A 20,688-nucleotide genomic window follows, 5' to 3' on the forward strand; every position below is an offset into this window, starting at 1 on the left:
GGCGCGATGTTCTTTCTCAACGTCCTGACCTCCGGCCTACTGTCCGGGCTCATGTACGCCCTGGTCGCGATCGGTTTTGTGCTGATTTACAAGGCCTCGGGCGTGTTTAATTTCGCGCAAGGCTCGATGGTGCTGTTCGCGGCCCTGACTTTCGTGGTGCTGAACGAGCATGGCCTGCCCTTCTGGGCCGCATTTCCGATCACCGTCTTGGTCATGATCGTCGGCGCGGTGCTGATTGAACGGCTCGTGCTTCGGCCGCTGGTGAACCGCAGCCCCAACACGCTGTTCATGGCGACTCTCGGCCTGAGCTTCGTCATCGAGGGCCTGGCCCAGGCCCTGTTCGGCTCCGACGTCCACCAGCTCGACCTCGGCATCGACGACATGCCGCTCGATCTCTGGGGGCTGCAGATCAGCACCTTCGACATCTTCGCCTCCGCGGTCGCGGTCGTCCTCGTCGCGGTGCTGGCCGTCCTGTTCAGCAAGACCCGGATGGGCATTTCGTTGCGCGCCGTGGCGGACGATACGCTTGCGGCGCAGTCGATCGGCATCCGTCTGCCGCGCATCTGGCAGATCGTGTGGAGCGTGTCGGGCCTCGTGGCACTCGTGGCGGGGCTCCTTTGGGGGGCACGGCAGGGCGTGCAGTTCTCGCTGTCGCTCGTGGTACTGAAAGCCATGCCGGTGCTGATCATCGGCGGCTTCTCGTCGATCCCCGGCGCCATCGTGGGCGGCCTGTTGGTCGGAGCGACCGAGAACCTCGCCGACATCTACATCGGCCCTCTCGTCCAGGGCAGCGTGTCGACATGGTTCGCCTACATTCTGGCCGTGGCCTTCCTGCTCATCCGACCGTCCGGCCTGTTCGGCGAAACCACGATCGCAAGGGTCTGAGCCATGACGGCCATCATCTCCCAGGCCCCCGCCGATCGCCCCGTGCTAACGCCTCGCACCGTCCTGCTGGCCCTCGGTCTCGTCATCCTCGCGGTCGTGCCAGTGATCGGCAGCGACTATTGGCTGAATTCGCTGATCGTCCCCACCCTGGTGATGGGCCTCGCGGGCGTCGGATTGAATCTTCTGACTGGCTATGCGGGCCTCGTGTCGCTCGGCTCGGCGGCCTTCATGTCGATCGGGGCCTTCTCGACCTACAACCTGATCCTACGGGTTCCGGCCCTGCCGCTTCCCGTCGCCCTCATCGTGGCCGGCCTCATCGCAGCCTCGGCGGGTGTGCTGTTCGGGCTGCCCAGCCTCCGCATCAAGGGTTTCTATCTCAGCGCCTCGACGCTTGGCGCGCAGTTCTTCTTCGAATGGCTGTTCACCAATTTCCATTGGTTCTCCAACGACAGCATGTCGCTGACGATCTCGGCGCCGCGCCTCGCGATCTTCGGGCACGACCTGAACTCGCCGGTGGGCCGCTACAGCCTCGTCGTCGTGACAACCCTGCTCCTGCTCTGGCTCGCCCACAATCTCATCGACAGCCGGATCGGCCGAGACTGGATGGCGATCCGCGACATGGATACGGCCGCGGCCGTCGCCGGCATTCCGGTCGGGCGCCGAAAGCTCCTGGCCTATGGCGTCAGCTCGTTTTTCTGCGGCATCGCCGGGGCGCTCTGGGCCTTCTGCTACCTCGGTACGGCCGACGCCCATGCCTTCGACCTCGACAAGTCGTTCCAGGTCCTCTTCATCGTGATCATCGGCGGATCCGCCAGCATCCTGGGCAATTTCCTCGGTGCCGCTTTCATCGTGCTGACCCCGATCGCGCTCGACATCCTCGTGCAGGCGCTTGGCCTCGACGGCATCGTCGACCATGGCACGGTCAGCAACATGCTCCGCATCGTCTTCGGAGCCATCATCATCCTGCTCCTGATCAAGGAGCCGGACGGATTGGCGAGCCTGATCGGCAGGCTCGCCCGGCGGCTCTCCGCCCGACCTTCCAGAGGAACGCCATGACCCGCCCCATTTCGTGTTGACGCTTCTCTAGGCCCGACACCCACCTCGTTTCCTCTTTTTCGGCAAGGCAGCGGCCCGCGTCACGACGCGTGGGATCGGCACCGGCTTGCCTACTCTCAAGGACGATTCACACCATGACACTGCACAAGACTCTCGCGCTCTTCGGCGCGCTCCTGCTCGGCTCGACGAGCCTCTCGGCCGCGGCGCACGCCGCCGACCATGACGGCCAACAGCTCTACCCGCTTCTGTCCTACCGCACCGGCCCCTACGCGCCTTCCGGCATCCCGCAATGGGCCGGCATCCGGGACTACCTGACCTATGTCAACGACGTTCAGGGCGGCGTCGATGGGGTCAAGGTCTTCGTCCAGGAATGCGAGACCGCCTATACGGTGGAACGCGCCTTCGAGTGCTACGAGCGCTACAAGAACGGCTATGACGGCGCGCCCGTCGCGATCCTGATGGGGACGTCCAGCGGCTTCGATGCCGCGGCCTCCGAGAAGGTGCGGGCCGACAAGATTCCGCTCGTCACCAATGCGGGCGGCCGTGAGGACGCGGTCGACGGCAGCGTCTTCCCCTACCAGTTCCCGTTGCTGTTCGATTACTGGACCGAAGCGTCGATCGTGGTCGACTATGTGGCCAAGCAGGTCGGCGGCTATGACAAGCTGAAAGGCTTGAAGATCGCAACCCTCTACCACGATTCCGGCTACGGCCGCGACACGATCGAGCCGCTCGCGACGCTGTCCAAGAAATACGGCTTCGAGGACATCGAGATCCCGGTGCCGCACCCTGGCGAGCAGCAGCAGGCCCAGTGGCAGCAGATCAAGCAGCAGGCCGCCGACTGGGTGTTCTTCCGCGCCTGGGGCGTGATGGCGCCCGTCGGCATCAAGACGGCGGCGCGCGTCGGTTTCCCGGCCGACCACATCATCGGTGACATCTGGACCGGGTCGGAGGAGGACGTTCGCCCGGCAGGCACGGCCGCCAAGGGCTACCTCGCGGTTTCCGTCTTCCCCTCAGGCACTGACTTCAAGGTCAGCCAGACGCTGAAGAAAGATGTTATCGACGCCGGCAAAGGTGATCTCAAGGATCAATCGAAGTTCGGGTCCGTCTATTACAATGCTGGGCTCGTGACCGCGATCATCTATATCGAGGCGCTGCGCACAGGACACAAGCAGTTCGGCGACCGGCCCCTGACGGCCGCCGAAGGCCAGTGGGCGCTGGAACATCTCGACATCACGCCGCAGCGGATCGAGGAGCTTGGCGCGACTGGCTTGCTCAGCCCTCTCAAGGTGACAGCGAGCGACCATGAGGGCAGCCCCGCCGCCAAGATCGTGCAATGGGACGGCAAGGAGTGGCACGCCAAGACCGACTGGTTGAACGGCGATCGGGCCCTGTTCCATGACGCGATCTTCGCCAAGGCCGCCGCCTACGCCAAGGAGAAGAGCCTCCCGGCCCGTGAAGCCGCGACCAACTGAGGACAAGCTCATGGGCGACCCCGCGCGGACCTTGCTCGCCAGCGAGCAGACATTGCTTCATGTCGATGGCGTCGAGGCGATCTATGGCGACGCCATCCTGGCTCTGCGCGGGGTGTCGTTCGGTGTTCCGAAGGGAGCGATCGTGGCTCTTCTCGGCGCCAATGGTGCCGGCAAGAGCACGACGCTGAAGGCCGTGTCCAACCTGCTCGGCGCCTCGCGGGGCCGTATCAGCAAGGGCACGATCACCTGGCGCGGCGAGGTGACGGGGCGGCTCAGCCCGGCCGACCTCGTCCGCAAAGGGATCGTGCAGGTGCTGGAGGGGCGCCATTGCTTCCCTCAGCTTACTGTCGAGGAGAACCTGCTGTCGGGCGGGTTCGCCAGACGTCCCGGCCGGCGCGAGCTGCGGGACGATCTCGATCGCATCTATGCCCTTTTCCCGCGGCTGAAACTCCGGCGACGGGGAAAGGCCGGCCTGCTGTCGGGCGGCGAACAGCAGATGGTCGCCATCGGCCGCGCTCTGATGAGCCGGCCGACCCTGATGCTGCTCGACGAGCCCTCGATGGGTCTCGCACCGATGATCGTCGAGGAGATCTTCGAGATCATCCGTCGCCTCAATGCGGATGACGGCGTGACCTTCCTGCTCGCCGAGCAGAACGCTCATCTGGTTCTCCGCTACGCCCACCATGGCGTCGTGCTGGAGAACGGACGAGTCGCGGCCTCGGCGCCTGCCGCCGACCTCCTGGCGCGCGACGATGTCATCGACTTCTACCTTGGCGGCAGCGCCTCGTCTCCCGCTTCCAACTGAACGACCCCGTGAGAATCGGACTGCTATGACCCACATCGACCTGGCCTGGGGCGCCGGCCCCTCGGCGCGTTACGACGCCATCGCGGCGCGTTTTCGTCCTCTGTTCCACGCGTTTCGGGAGGGTGCAGCCAAGCGCGACCGCGACCGCCTGCTGCCGTTTAAGGAATTCGCGCAACTGAAGCAGGCCGGATTTGGGGCCCTGCGGGTTCCGGTGGAGTATGGCGGCACCGGGGCCTCGCTGCCGGAACTTTTCGCGCTGCTGATCGAATTGTCGGAAGCGGAATCGAACCTCACCCAGTCCTTTCGCGCTCACTTCGGCTTCACGGAAGACGTGCTGCATTCGACCGATCCTGCCCGACGCGAGCGATGGCTGGGCCGCATCGGGCGAGACGACGTCTTCGGAGGCGCCTGGAGCGAAGTGGGCGACGCCAAGCTCGCGGCCTTTTCCACCCGGGTGAGCGGCAGCGGCAACGACCTCTGGCTCGACGGCACGAAATATTACACGACCGGCTCGCTTTTCGCGGATTGGATCGATGTCGGCGCGACCGACGCGGCGGATGAAGGCATCGGCGTGGTGGTGTCGCAGCAGGCGCCCGGCGTGCAGATCCTCGACGACTGGGACGGCATCGGCCAGACTTTGACGGCGAGCGGCACCGCGGTCTTCACGCATGTTCCTGTCGAGGCCGCCGACATTACGAAGGCCGACACGCGCTTCGGCTATGCCCCCGCCTTCTTCCAGCTGGTACAACTCGCGACCATCGCGGGTATCGGGCGGGCTCTGGCCACGGATCTTGCCCAGGCCGTGGCAAAGCGCTCTCGCACCTACACGCATGCGGCAGCGGCGCGATCGAGCGAGGATCCGCAGGTGCTGCAGGTCGTGGGCCGCGTTCGCGGCGCCGCCTATGCGGCTGGCGCGATCGTGCTTAAGGTGGCCGAGGCGGTGCAGCGGGCAGCCGATACGCCGGGCGACCTGGACGCCTTCACGGCAGCCTTGAATCTCGCGGAGCTCGAAAGCGCCCAGGCTCAAAGCGTCGTCATCGACCTCGTCCTCCAGGCCGCCACGACCGCCTTCGACGCGCTGGGTGCCTCCGCGGTGAAGCGAGACGCGGGTTTGGATCGGCACTGGCGCAATGCCCGCACGCTCGCCTCCCACAATCCGCGCATCTACAAGGACCGGATTGTGGGCGACTACGCGGTCAACGGCACGCCGCCGCCGCCGCAATGGCGCGTTGGCCGAAACTGAGACTTCGCTGGCGCCCCAACATGGGGCGTCTAGCGATGTTCGTTGCGCATGCGCGCCTGCACCACGCGGCTGCCGGGCGGCACAGCTTCTGTCAGCCAGACGTTGCCGCCGATCACAGAGCCTTTGCCGACGACAATCCGGCCCAGGATCGTCGCCCCGGCGTAGATCACGACGTCGTCCTCGATGATGGGATGCCGGTCATGACCTTTAAGCAGGCGCCCCTCTCCGTCGGTCTGGAAGCTCTTGGCCCCCAATGTCACGCCCTGATACAGCCGGACACGGTCGCCGATCACGGTCGTCTCGCCGATGACGACACCGGTGCCATGATCGATGAAGAAGCCGCTCCCGATCGTGGCGCCGGGATGGATGTCGATCGCGGTTTTCGAATGCGCGATCTGCGACATCACCCGCGCCAACAACTTTGCGCCGAGGAGATACAAGGCGCGCGCCAGCCGGTAGTGGAGGACCGCGATCATGCCGGGATAACTGAGCAGGATTTCCGAGTAACCCGTTGCCGCGGGATCGCCGTCGTAGGCTGCCACGACGTCGCCGACTACGTCACCTCGGATCTCCGCCAATCGCGCCGCGAAACCTCGGACGATTGAGGCAGCCTTGAGCTGAGCCTCACCTGGCCCAAGGTGTTCTTGGTCCGGCGTGCTCAAAAGCGCGCTAAGGACTTGTTCGTGCAGAAGGATCAGAGCCTCTCTCAGCGTGATTTCGACGAAGGCCTCGACCGCATCCTGGTTCAAATCGGCCTGTCCATAATGCGTTGGAAACAAAACGGCGGACAGTTTGTCGAGCACGATCGTGACCGCTTGGGGTGAGGGCACCCGCCGCATCTGACCCTTGTGACGAATATTATGTGTCACGTCTCGCGAGGTGCGGAGGCTGACCAGCACGTCGTCCATGCTGTCGTTCCGAGGTGTGGTGTCGCTTCCGGATCGTGGCGAGCGGAAGGGCATGACGGTGTGTGCGCCAGACATCGGGGCATCCATACCTGGTTATGTCGACAAAAATTATAGACTAACTGCGTCAAGACCGCCATGGTTAATTGCGGAGCGGATCTGAACTGCGACAATCTCGAAAATGGCCGCCATGAACGCGCCCCCGTCATAGCCGCCAAAAACTCCGGCCTGCGCCGCACATTGCTTCGTGGTGTTGCGCCGATCGATTGATCGTCGGGAAGGCACGCGCAGTCGCCGGCACACTGACGCCGAAAGGCGAGGTTAAGTCAGGTCGAGCTTTAGGAGTTGTCCGCCTGAAACGAAATCTCGCTTGAACCAAAGCCCACGATCAACTTCGGCTTCGTGTCCGCATCGGCGCCTTTGGGGCGTCGGACTGAAATGGAACGTTCCGAGCCGAAATAATATTTTAAAATCGCGATAGGCGACAGGATTGTGAAGCTGACAGGCGAAGACTAAAAATTAAGCCAAATCTTTGAAAATTGATCCTGTATGAGTAAATGTTTATATTCTTCCAGTAACGTTTTAAGAGAATTGCCGTGATCGACGAATTAGGGCCGATTTCTTATTTGAGATTTCAATTTGGCAAACATCTTCTACAAATATGTATCGCGGTCTTACCTGAGGGTGAGTTTCGCAGAGGACTTGCTGGGTTAGTCGATTTTCTAATCATAAATCTGAGTACCAATGGGAGGCGGTCGGGTGGTTGTCGAGTGATATTCTAATGGCATGATGCTTGAGCTCGATCCGCACCCCAAAGTGCCTCGGAAAAATACAATCCCATTTGAGCATCACGTGTGTTTCCTCTCACAACTATAGGCTGTGAGTTTTCAAGCAATGCTGATGAAGCGGGGCCTGGGTTCTCGGACCGGCGTGATGATCGTGCTGTGGCAGACCTCCGTAACCCTGGCGCGGATCTAATTCATTTAAATGATCGGGCACCACAAGGCGAAGAGAAGTCGCAGAACTAAGGCGTGTTCTCCACCGCGAGCAGGTTCAGATAATCAAACCCGTCGCCGGGAAACATGAATGGTTTGCTCTCGTTTGGCGACCACATGCCGATGATCGGAAGGATCCCTCCATTCCTCAGTCCTCCGCCCGGAGGTGTCCGGCCGACGACATTGTAGAAGGAGTTTTCCAACGCCGTATGTGTCCAGCCAATGACCGCATCGCGGTTCAGCCCCCTGATGTTTCCAGCGAAAAGGTGGGGATGTAGACTTGTTTCGCTCCACTGCATTGCAAATGCAGTTGTATCATTGCCGCTCGGGTCGGCATTGAGAGAGCAGTCACTGCGATTATAGATCCTACGTGGTTGCCCAAGCCTACCGATTTCTGACACGAGATGGTCTTGGGTCGAGTCTCTGATTTGAGCGGTCGGAAAGAAGCCGGAGAAAAACGTGACTTTCGGGGCCACCGTATGCTTGGAGTTCAGGCAGGTGTGCAAGGCTTTCAGGCCCTTGCCAGACCCGAGATTGCACCCGCGAATTTCAAGATGATCGATCCGACTTCTTTGGATGTCCTGGACAATCGCAATGAGTTTATCCAACACTGCGGGCTTGGAAAAAACCGGCCGGTTTTTCTCGTCGGTCGTGTCCTCCAGAAGCGAATCTCTCGCCGCGCTCTCGCCGCTCGCCGCTTGGCCGAGTAGATCAAGCAGATCGGAGTCGGCCGCGGCGTTGGTTCCCGGAACGATCGGATAGGGCAACTGGTCGGGAGCGCCGTGAGTGCCGATCAAAAACGAAGATCGACCATTGCGCAGTTGATCGCGGATCTGCGTGAAAAGCGCTTCCACGCTTCCATAAGCGAATGCAATGACATCCCTGGGCTGGATCTCGATATGCCCACTCCATGTCTCATCGCAGGAAAAAACCCTATAGTATTGGATCATATTGTTGAAATGGCTATCAATCAATGCAACAAGATTTGGCATCTTATCGGCCCCGTATTCATGTTTGAAAAATGTACATCAATAAAACAGTCAATTCGGTTTTGGAGTCTAAGCCGGCGACCACATTAATTGCAATAATGACGCCGCGCTCTTCATGAAAGCGCCACTGCGCTTGTGCCCTCACTGCAGCGCGGCTCGCGGAAGGCTAGCCGCAAACTGTGCGAAAACCAAGTTCACCGCATCTGCTTCATACAACGCAAAAGCAACGCGTCTTCGGCGAGATATGACGTGTTGGTCCTCAGGCACGTCCACGTCGATGAGCACACATGCCCCGGAAATGAAGCAGATCGTGGGATGCATTATTCAAATCGATCCTCCGCGCCGCAAGGGATGTGTCTTCGACCAGAAGATTTCTTAGGTTTCTGGCAGGGCTTAAGCACTGTCAGACGGCGTTCCAGTGCCGGGCCCCGAGGGGAATCTCAGCTCCTGGCCTGTCGATCGGATTTCGAAGCCTCATAGCGGGCCTTCGTTTCGGCATTCATCGGGTAGAGCCCTGGAAGCGGGACCCCTTTTTCAATCTCGGCGGCAATCCAGGCCTCTATGCGTTCCTGTTCGGGCGCCTCGGTCAGCACAAGATCGAGGGAGGCTGCCGGGATCAGCACCGCGCCATCGTCGTCGGCGAGGATGATGTCGTCCGGAAATACCGCCACCCCGCCGCAGGCGACGGGCTCCTGCCAGCCCACGAAAGTCAGGCCGGCCACAGAGGGTGGGGCGGCTGTGCCCCGGCACCAGACCGGGAGGCCCGTGGCCAGTACCCCGGCGACATCGCGCACGACCCCATCGCTGACCAGCGCCGCAACCCCGCGTTTCATCATGCGGGCGCATAAAATGTCGCCGAAGATGCCGGCGTCCGTCACACCCATTGCGTCGACCACAGCGATCACGCCGTTAGGCATGGCTTCGATGGCGGCGCGCGTGGAGATCGGCGACGCCCAACTGGCTGGTGTCGCAAGGTCTTCGCGCGCCGGCACGAAACGGAGCGTGAAGGCGCGACCGGCCACGCGTGGCTGACCGGCCCGCAAGGGCATTGCGCCGCGCAGCCAGACGTTCCGCAGGCCTTTTTTCAGAAGAACCGTCGTGACGGTCGCGGTGGACACACTTTTCAGGATGTCGATTGCTGTCGTTTCGAGCGCCATGGCGTGTCCCGCTTGTCCGATCGTGTCAGGCGATCGCACCCGCATCTGCAGACGGGCCGATCTCGGATCGAGTTTCGTCCGGATGGGACGCCATGGCGATCAACTTTTGAGAAACCCGGCTCGTTTCCGCAATCGTCCGCATGTGGCGAGGTTTGCCTGGCGGGACGCATTCCGGCGCTCCTCACGTGTCGAGGCCCATTCGCCTGCGTTGCCGGGCATGGAGATGGCGTCGCCGGGAGATGATCTCTCGCGTCACATAGCCGCCGAGAAACCCGAGGATCAATCCGAGTCCGAACTCCACACTGCACCTTGTGGTTGTTGATCGGCACCTGTTAGCATGCGGCGCGGGTCTCGTCATCCGTCGGCGCGTAGCTGTGTTGGGCCTGGTCCGGACGGTCGTGTCAGGGATCGTTGCGGGGAGCAGAAGTTGCTTCAACTCGGTTTGATGGATAACGTTGAGATCATGTCGCCCGGAGCCTGACGCCATGTCGCTAGGCCGGGGTCTGCTTGAGGCCGGATCTCGTGAAGCGCGCCTTTGCTTTCTTTTTTGTTTTCGCGCTGCTGGCGGGCCTTATCGGCGGCGTTTCATGGTTTCAATTCGTCTTCAAGCCGCAGATGATCAAGGGCTTCATCGCCAAGATGGCGCCGCCGCCCCAGGCTGTGTCTGTGGTTGAGGCGAAGACCGAGACTTGGGTCCCGCAATTGCCGGCGATCGGGACGTTCAAACCCTACAAGGGCATTGATGTCGCGCCGCAGGTCGGGGGGATCGTCACGACGCTGAACTTCGACTCGGGGCAGGAGGTGGCGCAGGGCGCGGTGCTTCTGACGATCGACGATTCGACCGAACAGGCCGATCTGAAATCCGGGCTCGCCACCATGAAGAACGCCGACCTGGCGCTGAGGCGACAGCAACAGCTCATCAGCGGCGGCAATACGAGCCGGGCGACGGTCGATCAGGCGCAGGCCACCCGCGACACGGCCGCCGCGAGCGTCGAGCGCTCCAAAGCCATCATTGCGCAGAAAACGCTGCAGGCACCGTTTCCCGGGCGCCTCGGCATCCGCAAGGTCGACATCGGGCAATATGTGTCGCCGGGCCTCGCGCTCGTGACCCTGACGCAGCTCGACCCGATCTATGTCGACTTTCCGCTGCCGGAACAGTCACTGGGTGCCATCCAAACCGGCCAGGCGGTCGAAATCCGGGTCGACGGACAGGACACGCTGTTCAAAGGCAAGGTCGCATCGGTCGATGCACGTGTCAGTCAAGACACGCGAAGCGTGCTGGTGCGTGCCGAAGTCGAAAATGGCAAGAAGACGCTGCTGCCCGGCATGTTCGCCAATGTCGCGGTTTTGTCGGGCGCGCCGATCGAGACCGTGACGGTGCCGAAGACGGCCGTGAGCTACTCGCTTTATGGCGACAGCGCCTTTGTGGTCGTGCCCGCGCCGCCGAAGGCCGAGGCCGGTGCCGCGCAAGCCGCAGAGGCAGGCCAGCCGGACCTGATCGTCGAGCGCAGATTCCTTCGCACCGGTCAGACGCGGGGCGACCGCATCGCGGTCCTCGATGGGATCAAGGCCGGCGAACGCGTGGTCAGCGAAGGCCAGATCAAGCTGCAGCCCAATGCCCATGTGGTGATCGACGACAGGGGCGGGTTGCAGTCGCGCGACCCGCTGCCGAAGCAATAGCATGGCCTTTACCGACCTCTTCATTCGCCGGCCGGTTCTCGCGAGCGTCGTCAGCCTCCTGATCTTCCTGATCGGGCTGCAGGCCTTCACGAAGCTCGCGATCCGACAATATCCGGAGTTGTCGTCCACCACGATCACGATCACGACGACCTATCCGGGTGCCAATGCGGATCTGATCAAGGGGTTCATCACCACGCCGATCGAACAGGCGGTGGCCAGCACGGAAGGCATCGACACGCTCGTCTCGTCGTCGCAGCAGAATGCCTCGACGGTGACGCTCAACCTGCGCCTCAACGCCAACCCGGACCGGGCCGTCGCCGACGTCCTGTCGAAGGTCAACCAGGTTCGGGGGGTGCTGCCACGCGAGGCCAACGACCCGACCGTCGTCAAGCAGACCGGCCAGGGCTTCGCGCTCATGTACCTGTCGTTCAACTCCGGGGTGCTGACGGGGCCGCAGATCACCGATTATCTCACCCGCGTCGTCCAGCCCAAACTGCAGACGATCGACGGCGTCGCCAACGCCCAGATCCTCGGAGGCCAGACCTTCGCGATGCGGATCTGGCTTGATCCGAACCGCATGGCGGCCCGTGGCATCACCCCGACGGACATCCGCACGGCGCTCACCAACAACAACTTCATCTCCGCGGCCGGCCAGATCAAGGGCGACTATACGCAGACCAGCATCAACGCCGAAACCTCGCTCGACAGCGCCAAGGCCTTCGCGCAACTCGTGATCGCCGCGCATGGCGACGCGCTGGTGCGCCTCGGCGACGTGTCGAACATCGAACTCGGACCCGAGTCGGTCGATTCCTCTTCGGTGTTCGACGGGCTGAAAGCGGTGTTCATCGGCATCTACGCGACGCCGAGCGCCAATCCGTTGACCGTCATTCAGAACGTCAACAGGGCCTTTCCGGATCTGAAAGCGCAACTCCCGCCCGGCCTCAATTCGGCGATCGCCTACGACTCGACGAAGTTCATCAGCGCGTCGATCGACGAGGTGGCCAAGACCCTGGCCGAGGCCGCCGTGATCGTCGTGGTGGTGATCTTCCTGTTCCTCGGCAATCTGCGTTCGACCCTCATCCCCATCGTGACCATCCCGCTGTCGCTCGTCGGCGTGATGATCATGCTGCTGGCGCTCGGCTATTCGATCAACCTCCTGACCCTGCTGGCCTTCGTGCTGGCGATCGGCCTCGTGGTCGACGACGCGATCGTGGTGGTGGAGAATATCTATCGCCACATCGAGGAAGGGCTGACGCCGTTCGACGCCGCGCTGAAGGGCGCGCGTGAAATTGCCGGACCCGTCGTCTCGATGACGGTCACACTCGCGGCCGTCTACGCCCCCATCGGCTTCGTGTCGGGCCTTACGGGTGCGCTCTTCCGCGAATTCGCCTTCACGCTCGCCGGCTCGGTCGTCGTGTCGGGCATCGTGGCGCTCACGCTTTCGCCCATGATGTGCTCGCGCCTTCTGACGGCGCAGCAAGGGCAGGGCCGCTTCGTCCGCTTTCTCGACCGGATGTTCGACGGGCTGCGCCGGCGCTACGAGCGGCGCCTCCACAAGACCCTCAATTTCCGCGCCATGACGGTCATGGTCCTGCTCGGCACCGTGGTTCTGACCGGGCTCTTCTATATGACGACGCCGCGTGAACTGGCGCCCGACGAAGATCAGGGCGCGTTGTTCGCGCTCGTGAAAACGCCGCAATACGCCAACCTGGACTACCTCGAGAAATCGACCGACCAGCTCTACAAGATCTTCGGATCGATCGGCGAGAAGGACCACGTCTTCGCGATCAATGGGTCGGGCGGCGTGAATGCGGGTTTCGCCGGCCTGATCTTCAAGCCCTGGAACGAGCGGACCCGCAACCAGAAGGACATTCTGGCCGAATTGTCTCCCAAGCTCGCGACATTGCCGGGCGCGAAGGTCATCGCCTTCTCGCCGCCGCCCTTGCCGGGCTCGACCGGCGGCCCGCCGCTGCAATTCGTGATCCGCACCACAGGCGATTACAAGCAACTGGCCGATATCGTCGCGCAGATCCAGGTGGAAGCCCAGAAGAGCGGCCTTTTCATCTTCACCGACACTGATCTCAAATTCGACACGCCACAGATCGAGTTCAAGGTCGATGCCGCGAAGGCCAACCGGCTCGGCATCAACATGCAGGATGTGGGCTCGTCGCTCGCGACTCTGCTCGGTGGCAATTACGTGAACCGCTTCAACCTGTTCGGCCGTTCCTACGAGGTCATCCCCCAGGTGCCGCGCGAGTTTCGCAACACGCCCGACTGGCTATTGCGCTATCAGGTGCGCTCGTCCGCGGGCGATCTCGTGCCCCTGTCGATCATTGCCCGAACCTCACAATCCGTACAGCCGAATGCGCTCAACAATTTCCAGCAATTGAGTTCGGCGACGCTCTCCGGCGTGCCCTTTCCGGGCCACACGCTGGGCGAAGGACTCGATTTCCTGAAGGCGCGCGCGGCCGAGATCTTCCCGGCCGGCTACACCTATGATTTTCAAGGCGACAGCCGGCAATACGAACAGGAAGGGTCGGCGCTCGTCGTGACGTTCGTGTTTGCCTTGATCGTCATCTTCCTGGTGCTGGCCGCGCAATTCGAGAGCTTCCGCGACCCCTTCGTGATCCTGATCGCGCTGCCGACCTCGATGTTCGGCGCGCTGTTGCCGCTCAACATCGGCGGGGTGGTGGGGGCGACCTCGATCAACATCTACACCCAGATCGGTCTCGTGACGCTGATCGGGCTCATCTCGAAGCACGGCATCCTGATGGTGGAATTCGCCAACCGGATGCAGGAAGAAGGCATGTCCCGCCGTGCTGCCATCGAGCACGCAGCCGGCGTTCGCCTTCGGCCGATCCTGATGACCACCGCCGCGATGGTCGTGTCGATGGTCCCGCTCATCATCGCATCCGGCGCGGGGGCGAAGAGCCGCTTCTCCATCGGCATCGTCATCGCCTCCGGCATGCTGATCGGGACGCTCTTCACGCTCTTCGTGACGCCGGCCGTCTACACGCTGATCGCCCGTGAGCACAAAAGGCTGCCGGCTCGCGACAGTGAGGAGCGGGTCGCGCTCGACGGCCGTGTTCAGCACGCGGCGGAATGACGAGGACCTATTGCCGTCTCTTTCATGCCGGGCCTGCGCCTCGGCATGAAGTCGGGTCACGACAATCGAGCTTCGATCAGGCCTGCTTGAACCGCGTTGCCTCATAGGCCGGCACAGCGGCCGAAAAGCCGTCGAGCCACGTGACAAGAGCTGGATAAGCAGCCCGCCACGCACCCTCGAACCGCAGGTCGAGATAACCCAGCGCGCAGGCGAGGGCGACGTGACCTACGTCGACAGGACCGGACGGTGGGGATGTTTCAAGAGCCGCGAGCCCCCGCGTGATCTTGGCGCCGTGGTGTTCGGTCCAGCGGGCCTCGCGCCGGTCTTCTGCCCGCCAACGTGTTTCGTAGACCTGCAGCAGGGCCGCATCCATGAGGCCGTCGGCGAGGGCCTGCATGGTCAGGGCCTTGAACCGCAAAACCGGATCGACCGGGATGATCCGGCCGCCTCCGGCCAGATGATCGAGATATTCGACGATGACGCGGCTGTCGTAGAGAGCGGTGCCGTCATCGAGAATCAGGGTCGGGATCTTGCCGAGTGGGTTTTCTCGGCGCAGCGAGTCCTCCGGGCTTGTGGTGTCCGCGTCGACCGTTTGGAAGGCTTTCGTCAAACCGAGCAGCGACGCGACGATCTTGACCTTGCGTCCGAACGGCGAGGCGGGTGCCGAGCGTAATATCATCATGGGTACCGTCCGCGTTGATGGATGCCGGCTTCTGGCATGCGTCTCGCCAAAGCGCTACCGGTAGACATCAAAAGCGGGTGAGTTGGCCGGCCTCTGTGCGTATCGCGCCGTTGAAGGGTGGCAATGCCGCGTCGTCGAAGATGCCGCAGATAAACGGGAGCAGGAGGGCCGCTTCCTCGGCCAGCAGGTAGGGCGGATTGACCACGAACAAGCCGCAGCCCCGCAAAGCGGGGGCGCCGGCGGCCGCATCGCGCAGGATTTCGATCGTGCAATGTCGGGCCAAGCCCAGGGTGGCCATCTGAGCCTGGAAGGCCGCGACCTGCGCGGCCTCCTTGATCGGATACCAGATCGCATAGGTTCCGGTGGCCCATTTCCGTGTCGCCGAGGCCAGGGACATGGCCAAGGTGTCGAACTCGTCGCGTTCCTCGAAAGGCGGATCCATGAGCACGAGCCCTCGCCGCTCAGGGGGTGGCACGCTGGCCTTGAGGGTCGCATAGCCGTCCGATGCCAGAACCTTGACGCGTTTGTCCCGGCCCATGACGGATTTCAACGCGATGGCGTCTTCCGGATGGCGTTCGCAGAGGAGCAGACGGTCACCGGGCCGCAGGAGGTGTTGTGCAATGCCAGGGGAGCCGGGATAGAACAGCGGCCTCCCGTCCGTCGTGCGGGCCCCCACAGCGGCGAGGTAAGGATCGAGCAGGGCAGCCACAGCCGGCGTGGCCTTTGTGGCATCGAGCCGGCCGATGCCGGTGCGCCATTCCCCGGTTTTCGCGGCTTCTGTTCCGGCGAGGTCGTAGAAGCCGATGCCGGCATGCGTGTCGATGAAGCGGAGCGGCGCGGGCTTCCGGATCAGATAGACGAGGATCCGGGACAAGAGCAGGTGCTTGAAGACATCGGCGAAATTGCCGGCATGAAAAGCATGTCGATAATTCATGACGGCGTCAGTGGCCGGCCGGCACCGTGACGGGACGCCGGCAGGAGGCACGCGCGACCTCGGGGCAGGGCACGAAGCTGCGGAGATCCTTGCTGAAGCAGATCCGCACCTCTTCGAGCGCGTTGCCGCGGCACGTGACCGCCATCGTGTCGGTTCGCAGGCGCGGATTGGCGGTGACGAAGCTGCGGGCGATGTCGAGTGGAGCCCAGGTCTGGTCGGCATCGGGCGCGGTCAGTTCGGGTGGGATCACGATGGCCTGCCGGGCGCGGCGGACATCGGCGAAATAATCGGTTGGGCTCTTGCCCGAGCAGGTGCCGTGCTGGCGCCACTCGTGGCGCGCCAACCCTTCGTCCGGATAGACGCCCTTTGCCGAATCAAGGGCGAGGCGCGAGGGGAAGCGGGCGCCGCTGTTGCAGGCCTGCGGATAGCCATGCTGGTTCTGCGGCCACAGGCCATGGACCACGAATCCGGGATTAGCGCCTGCCGCGCATTGGTCGGGCGACTTCGCGGCGCCGCCAGAAGCGCAGAAGCCCGGCGACCACGAGAGGGCCAGGACATAGAAATCGAAGGATCCCGGCGCCACCGAGGTGGACCGTCCGGCGGACTGCTCTGCGTCCGGGCTCTGGGTCGGCGTGGTGGGTGTCGGCGTGTTAGGTTTCAGCCCAAGACATTTATCGAGAACGCAAGGTGGGTCGGCGCGCTGCCCGCCAAGCCCTCCGGGCAGGATCTGAGCCTCGCCGGGGAGCCCTGAGAAAGAGCCAGCCGCGACGGCTAACAGCAGCGAGAGGAGCCGGCGCCTCAAAAGGCGTATCAGGGTCGAGCTTCCTTGCAGGCCGGTGCAAAGGCGTAATCGCGATCCAAACCGGCTATGCACCAGGTGACGCCGTCACCGAAGCCGCTAAACCCCAGCGCTTCGCCGATCGAATAGGACACCTCGTGGGTCGAGTGATCATTCAGCAAGGCGCGGGCCACGCAGAACGTCCGAGGAATGTGGTCTAGTCCCCAGGGACGGACCCCGATGGCCTTGACCCGGTCATAGGTCACGATCGTCAGATCCGAACTCCAGTATTCGCTTTCCTTCTGGGCGAACCGGTCGCTGATGGTTGACAGGACATCCGGGTCATCGCAGGGCGGCAGTTCCCCCGAATAGGAGAAGTAGCGCTTTTCGGCCGGTACGACGACGCGCGCGAAGGCGCTTCCCGTGAAGCTCGTCACGACAGCCGCTACAACCAGTGCGTTCAGAACGCGTTTCATCGATCGACCTTCGAACAAATCACAAACCACGATGCGCCGACCTCGGAACGAGGGTCAAGGGAACCATGGTCGATTGCGACACCGCAGGGTCCAGCAACGTGCAAGTGTGACCGGAGCGACACGAACCTTGGGGCTGGCAACGAACAAAGCAGGCAAGATGCGCGTTATTCCAGGGGCGAAAAGTATCCCGAGGGGATTTTTATGAAACGGATGATATTAGCCGCGGCGATCGCGGCTTCCTTGATGAGCGCCACGGGTGCCGAGGCGGCGGGCTGTCTCAAAGGCGCGGCCGTGGGCGGCGTAGCCGGTCATTTTGCCGGCCATCATGCCGTGCTCGGGGCGCTGGCAGGATGTGCGATCGGCCATCACCGCGCCTCCGTACAGCGTCGGCAGCAGCGGGAACAGCAAGCGCAACCCGGTCCCGACGATTCGCAAACCAAAATGTAGAGTTGCTCTGTTCAGGAGAGACCTTGCGGGTTCACTGAAAGCGTTCTCCGCTTTTAGTGAACGCCACGGACGAGGCCGCCGATGAAGAAGCGGTTGAGAGCGACAACCATCAGCACGATCGGGATCAGGGCGACATGCGCGAGGGCGCCGAGCGTGCCCCAACTGATGTCATAGGTGCCGTAAGCCGTCACGAGAGCGACCGCCAGCGGCTTGCTGTCAAGCCGGGTCAGGAAACTAGCGTAGAGGAAGTCGTTCCAGGAAAACAGGATCGAAAAGAGCGCGCCTGCCACGAGCCCGGAGCGCACGCAGGGCAGATCGACCCGCCAGAAGGCACCCCAGAGCGTGCAGCCATCCGTCAGCGCCGCCTCGTTCAGTTCCGGCGGGAGGGCCCGGACGTAGGAAAACATCATCCAGGTCACGAAGGCACAGTTCAGCACGGTGTCGATCAGGATGACGGCCGCCGTGGTGCCGAGCAGCCCGACATCTCGCATCAGCAGGTAGAAGGGCAGCAGCGTCGCGACCGCGGGAACGGTGCGGATGCCGAGAAACAGATAGGCGATCGCCAGCGCCCATCGCGATCGTGAGCGCGCCAGGGCATAGCCGCAAGGCGCACCGATGAGGAGCGAAAGCAGCGCCGAGCCGATGCTGATTGTCAGGCTCGAGCGGACCAGCGAGGGCAGATCGTAAAGCGTGCCGATCTTGCGGAAATTGTCGAGGGTGGGGACGAACAGGAACGTCGGCGGCGAAGTGAACATAGCGGCCGCAGGCTTGTAGGCGGTGGCGATCAGCCAGGCGACCGGGAGGAGAAACAGCGTCACGATTGTGGCGAGCATCATGCGCTCGCAGAGAAGCCGACGATTTGGGCTCATCGGGTCAACGGCCGTTGGCCAGGCGATCGGCGCGGCGGATCAACAGCACGAACAGGCTGGCGATCAACGCAAGACAGAGGATCATGGTGTTGCCGATCGCCGAGGCCGCGCCGATGTCGAAGAATTGCAGGCCGCGCTTCACCGCGAGCATCATCAGCGTGTCGGTCGCGCCCGCCGGGCCTCCGCCGGTCGTCACATAGATGGAATCGAACACCCGGAACGCATCCATGGTCCGCAGCACGAGCGCCAGGAAAATGGCAGGGAGCAACAGCGGCAGGATCACCATCCAGAACCGCTGCAGCAGGGTCGAGCCGTCGGCCGTCGCAGCTTCGAGCACATCGACCGGCAAGGCCTTCAACCCCGCCAGCAGGATCAGCGCCATCAAGGGCGTCCATTCCCATATATCGATGAGGACCAGGGTCGCGAGGCTCGTGTGTGTCGCGCCGAGCAGCCCGCGCGGATCGCTCCAGCCCCAATGGGCGAGCCAATAGCCGATCATGCCAAAATCGGGCTCCAGCAACCCCTTGAAGATGAGCCCCACAGCGATCGGCGTCACGGTGACGGGAACGAGCAGCAGGGCGAGGCAGATCTGGTTGAAGCGGCTGTCGCGCCATAGAAGCAGTGCAAGACCGAGACCGGTTGCGAATTCAAGCGCTACGGCGGCCCCCGAGAACACGATCGTGTTCAGTAGAGCGTTGCGGAAGCTCGCATCGGCAAACAGCGCGGCATAATTGCCGAGTCCCACGAAGTGCCGACGGGCCGGATGGATCAGGCTGTAGTCGAACAGGCTGTACCAGACCCCTTGCGCGACGGGGCCCACCCCGATCGCGAGAACGTAGACGAGCGCAGGCGCGCCGAGCGTCAGAAGGAAGAGTTTGCGGCGCGTCTCGAACGGCAGGCGACTCGCCAGCCGCAGGGTGCTCAAAACAGTTTCTCGGCCTTGGCCTGAACCTCGTCGAGTGCGGCCTTCGGATCGGCACTGCCGACCAGTACGGCATTCACGGCCGTGCCGAGCAGGTCCTGGATCTCAGGATATTGCGGGATGCGCGGCCGGTAGTCGCCGTTGCCATTCTCGAAAGTGGTCGCGATCACGGGCAGGAATGGGAATTTCGCCAGAAGATCCTTGTCGGTCATCTCGCTGCGCCGCAGGAAACTGCCGGCGCCTTCTAGGTTGAACTGTTTGTGGATCTCTGGGCTCGTCAGCCATTTGATGAAGGCCCAGGCGGCTTCCTGTTTCTTCGGGTCGCTGTCGGCATTGATGGCCATGCCCCAACCGCCGACGCCATAGCGGGGCGGCAGGCCTTTGGCCGAGGGCGCGGCTTCGATGGCGACGGTGTCGACCACTTTGGATTGCTTCGGGTCATAATAACCGGGCGCACCGACCGACCAGGTTTCCATCGTGGCAACGGTACCGTTGCGGAAACTCTGCTCGCGACCGTCCCAGTCATAATCCGCCGCGCCGGGGGGCGCGGCCTTGGCGAAGAGCTCCTTGTAGACGTTCAGGCTCTCGACATTGGCGGCGGAGTTGATGACGGGCTTGCCGGCCGCATCGACGATCGAGCCCCCCATCTGCGAATTATATTGCATCCAGTCCTGCGCGCCGGCCGGGCCGGTCTTGCCGTTGGCCACGAACCCGAACGTGTGCTTGGCCGGATCGGTCAGCTTCACGGCATCCGTCACAAGCTCTTCCATGGTCTTCGGCGGCGTGAGACTTGCCGCGGCGTAGAGGTCCTTGCGATAGGCTAGCACATTGGCATAGCCCGCGAACGGGAAGGCCATCTGCTTGCCCGCAAACCCGCCAAGCGACTGCATCAGCACCGGATAGATGTCGCCGGTGTCGATCTCGGCGGCGTCGCGCTTGATCCAGTTGGTCAGGTCGACCGTATAGCCGTTCTCCGCGAAGGCACCCGACCACACGATATCCATCGTCACGAGGTCGTAGCCCTTGGTGTGCCCGACGAAATCGGCCGTGGTCTTGGTCAGCAGCGTGCCGTAATCCATGATGTCGACCTTGACGATCGCACCCGTGGCGGCTTCGAACTGCGGCGCGAGTTTCGCCAGCACGGGCGCGAACTGATCGTTCTGCGACGCCAGCGCCAGGGTGATGCCCGCATAGGGCTTGGCCTGGGCGAAAACCCCGGACGGAACGAGCAGCGCCGTGAGAGCGAGAAGGCCGACGGCAGGCTTCCGTTTCGTCATTGAACACGCT

Annotated in this window: 18 protein-coding genes; 7 read left to right on the forward strand and 11 right to left on the reverse strand. The window is 62.9% G+C overall.

Annotated elements, in window-relative coordinates:
- The first annotated feature begins 6 nt into the window (after positions 1-6).
- From M8523_RS00145 to M8523_RS00165, 5 genes are all read left to right on the forward strand, one after another.
- Positions 7-885 (forward strand): branched-chain amino acid ABC transporter permease, encoded by an 879-nt coding sequence (locus M8523_RS00145; protein WP_282582797.1) that lies wholly within the window; start codon positions 7-9, stop codon positions 883-885.
- A 3-nt stretch (positions 886-888) separates the two neighbouring features.
- On the forward strand, positions 889-1,941 hold the full coding sequence (locus tag M8523_RS00150; protein ID WP_282582798.1) for a branched-chain amino acid ABC transporter permease: 1,053 nt from the start codon (positions 889-891) through the stop codon (positions 1,939-1,941).
- Between the two features lie 134 nt (positions 1,942-2,075).
- Positions 2,076-3,413: an ABC transporter substrate-binding protein gene (locus M8523_RS00155; RefSeq protein WP_282582799.1), complete on the forward strand. Its 1,338-nt coding sequence runs from the start codon at positions 2,076-2,078 to the stop codon at positions 3,411-3,413.
- Positions 3,414-3,423: 10 nt separating this feature from the next.
- Positions 3,424-4,218 carry an ABC transporter ATP-binding protein gene (locus tag M8523_RS00160; RefSeq protein ID WP_282582800.1) on the forward strand — a complete coding sequence of 265 codons (795 nt, stop codon included), beginning with the start codon at positions 3,424-3,426 and terminating at the stop codon, positions 4,216-4,218.
- Positions 4,219-4,243: 25 nt separating this feature from the next.
- Positions 4,244-5,461, forward strand: coding sequence for an acyl-CoA dehydrogenase family protein (locus M8523_RS00165; protein ID WP_282582801.1), 1,218 nt, complete (start codon positions 4,244-4,246; stop codon positions 5,459-5,461).
- Positions 5,462-5,490: 29 nt separating this feature from the next.
- On the opposite strand, the gene epsC is transcribed toward M8523_RS00165, so the two are convergent.
- The 3 genes from epsC to M8523_RS00180 form a co-directional block, all read right to left on the reverse strand.
- On the reverse strand, positions 5,491-6,444 hold the full coding sequence (epsC, locus tag M8523_RS00170) for a serine O-acetyltransferase EpsC (protein ID WP_282582802.1): 954 nt from the start codon (positions 6,442-6,444) through the stop codon (positions 5,491-5,493).
- A gap of 946 nt (positions 6,445-7,390) precedes the next feature.
- Entirely contained in the window at positions 7,391-8,353 is a 963-nt protein-coding gene (locus M8523_RS00175; RefSeq protein WP_282582803.1) for a hypothetical protein, read from the reverse strand.
- A gap of 437 nt (positions 8,354-8,790) precedes the next feature.
- Entirely contained in the window at positions 8,791-9,507 is a 717-nt protein-coding gene (locus tag M8523_RS00180) for a ribonuclease activity regulator RraA (RefSeq protein ID WP_282583393.1), read from the reverse strand.
- Between the two features lie 522 nt (positions 9,508-10,029).
- Between M8523_RS00180 and M8523_RS00185 the strand changes: the two genes are divergently transcribed.
- Complete coding sequence (locus M8523_RS00185) at positions 10,030-11,187, forward strand: efflux RND transporter periplasmic adaptor subunit (RefSeq protein WP_282582804.1); 1,158 nt, start codon at positions 10,030-10,032, stop codon at positions 11,185-11,187.
- A gap of 1 nt (position 11,188) precedes the next feature.
- A complete protein-coding gene (locus tag M8523_RS00190; protein ID WP_282582805.1) occupies positions 11,189-14,293 on the forward strand; it encodes a multidrug efflux RND transporter permease subunit in 3,105 nt (1,034 codons plus the stop codon).
- A gap of 76 nt (positions 14,294-14,369) precedes the next feature.
- Here M8523_RS00190 and M8523_RS00195 read toward each other — a convergent pair whose 3' ends face one another.
- The 8 genes from M8523_RS00195 to M8523_RS00230 all read right to left on the reverse strand — a co-directional run bounded on the left by M8523_RS00195 (position 14,370) and on the right by M8523_RS00230 (position 20,678).
- Positions 14,370-14,975, reverse strand: a complete 606-nt coding sequence (locus M8523_RS00195) for a glutathione S-transferase family protein (RefSeq protein WP_282582806.1) — start codon at positions 14,973-14,975, stop codon at positions 14,370-14,372.
- 67 nt (positions 14,976-15,042) lie between these two features.
- A complete protein-coding gene (locus tag M8523_RS00200) occupies positions 15,043-15,909 on the reverse strand; it encodes a 23S rRNA (adenine(2030)-N(6))-methyltransferase RlmJ (protein ID WP_282582807.1) in 867 nt (288 codons plus the stop codon).
- Positions 15,910-15,916: 7 nt separating this feature from the next.
- Entirely contained in the window at positions 15,917-16,711 is a 795-nt protein-coding gene (locus tag M8523_RS00205; protein WP_345894204.1) for a ribonuclease T2 family protein, read from the reverse strand.
- Between the two features lie 8 nt (positions 16,712-16,719).
- Entirely contained in the window at positions 16,720-17,163 is a 444-nt protein-coding gene (locus M8523_RS00210; RefSeq protein WP_282582808.1) for a hypothetical protein, read from the reverse strand.
- Positions 17,164-17,379: 216 nt separating this feature from the next.
- Positions 17,380-17,571 (reverse strand): hypothetical protein, encoded by a 192-nt coding sequence (locus tag M8523_RS36550; protein WP_345894205.1) that lies wholly within the window; start codon positions 17,569-17,571, stop codon positions 17,380-17,382.
- A 92-nt stretch (positions 17,572-17,663) separates the two neighbouring features.
- Positions 17,664-18,446, reverse strand: a complete 783-nt coding sequence (locus M8523_RS00220) for a carbohydrate ABC transporter permease (protein ID WP_282582810.1) — start codon at positions 18,444-18,446, stop codon at positions 17,664-17,666.
- A 37-nt stretch (positions 18,447-18,483) separates the two neighbouring features.
- Positions 18,484-19,404, reverse strand: a complete 921-nt coding sequence (locus M8523_RS00225; RefSeq protein ID WP_282582811.1) for a carbohydrate ABC transporter permease — start codon at positions 19,402-19,404, stop codon at positions 18,484-18,486.
- On the reverse strand, positions 19,401-20,678 hold the full coding sequence (locus tag M8523_RS00230) for an extracellular solute-binding protein (protein WP_282582812.1): 1,278 nt from the start codon (positions 20,676-20,678) through the stop codon (positions 19,401-19,403). Before M8523_RS00230 ends, M8523_RS00225 begins: the two co-directional genes overlap by 4 nt.
- Between the last annotated feature and the right edge of the window lie 10 nt (positions 20,679-20,688).

The organism is Lichenifustis flavocetrariae (assembly GCF_026130545.1).
Lineage (GTDB): Bacteria > Pseudomonadota > Alphaproteobacteria > Rhizobiales > Beijerinckiaceae > Lichenihabitans > Lichenihabitans flavocetrariae.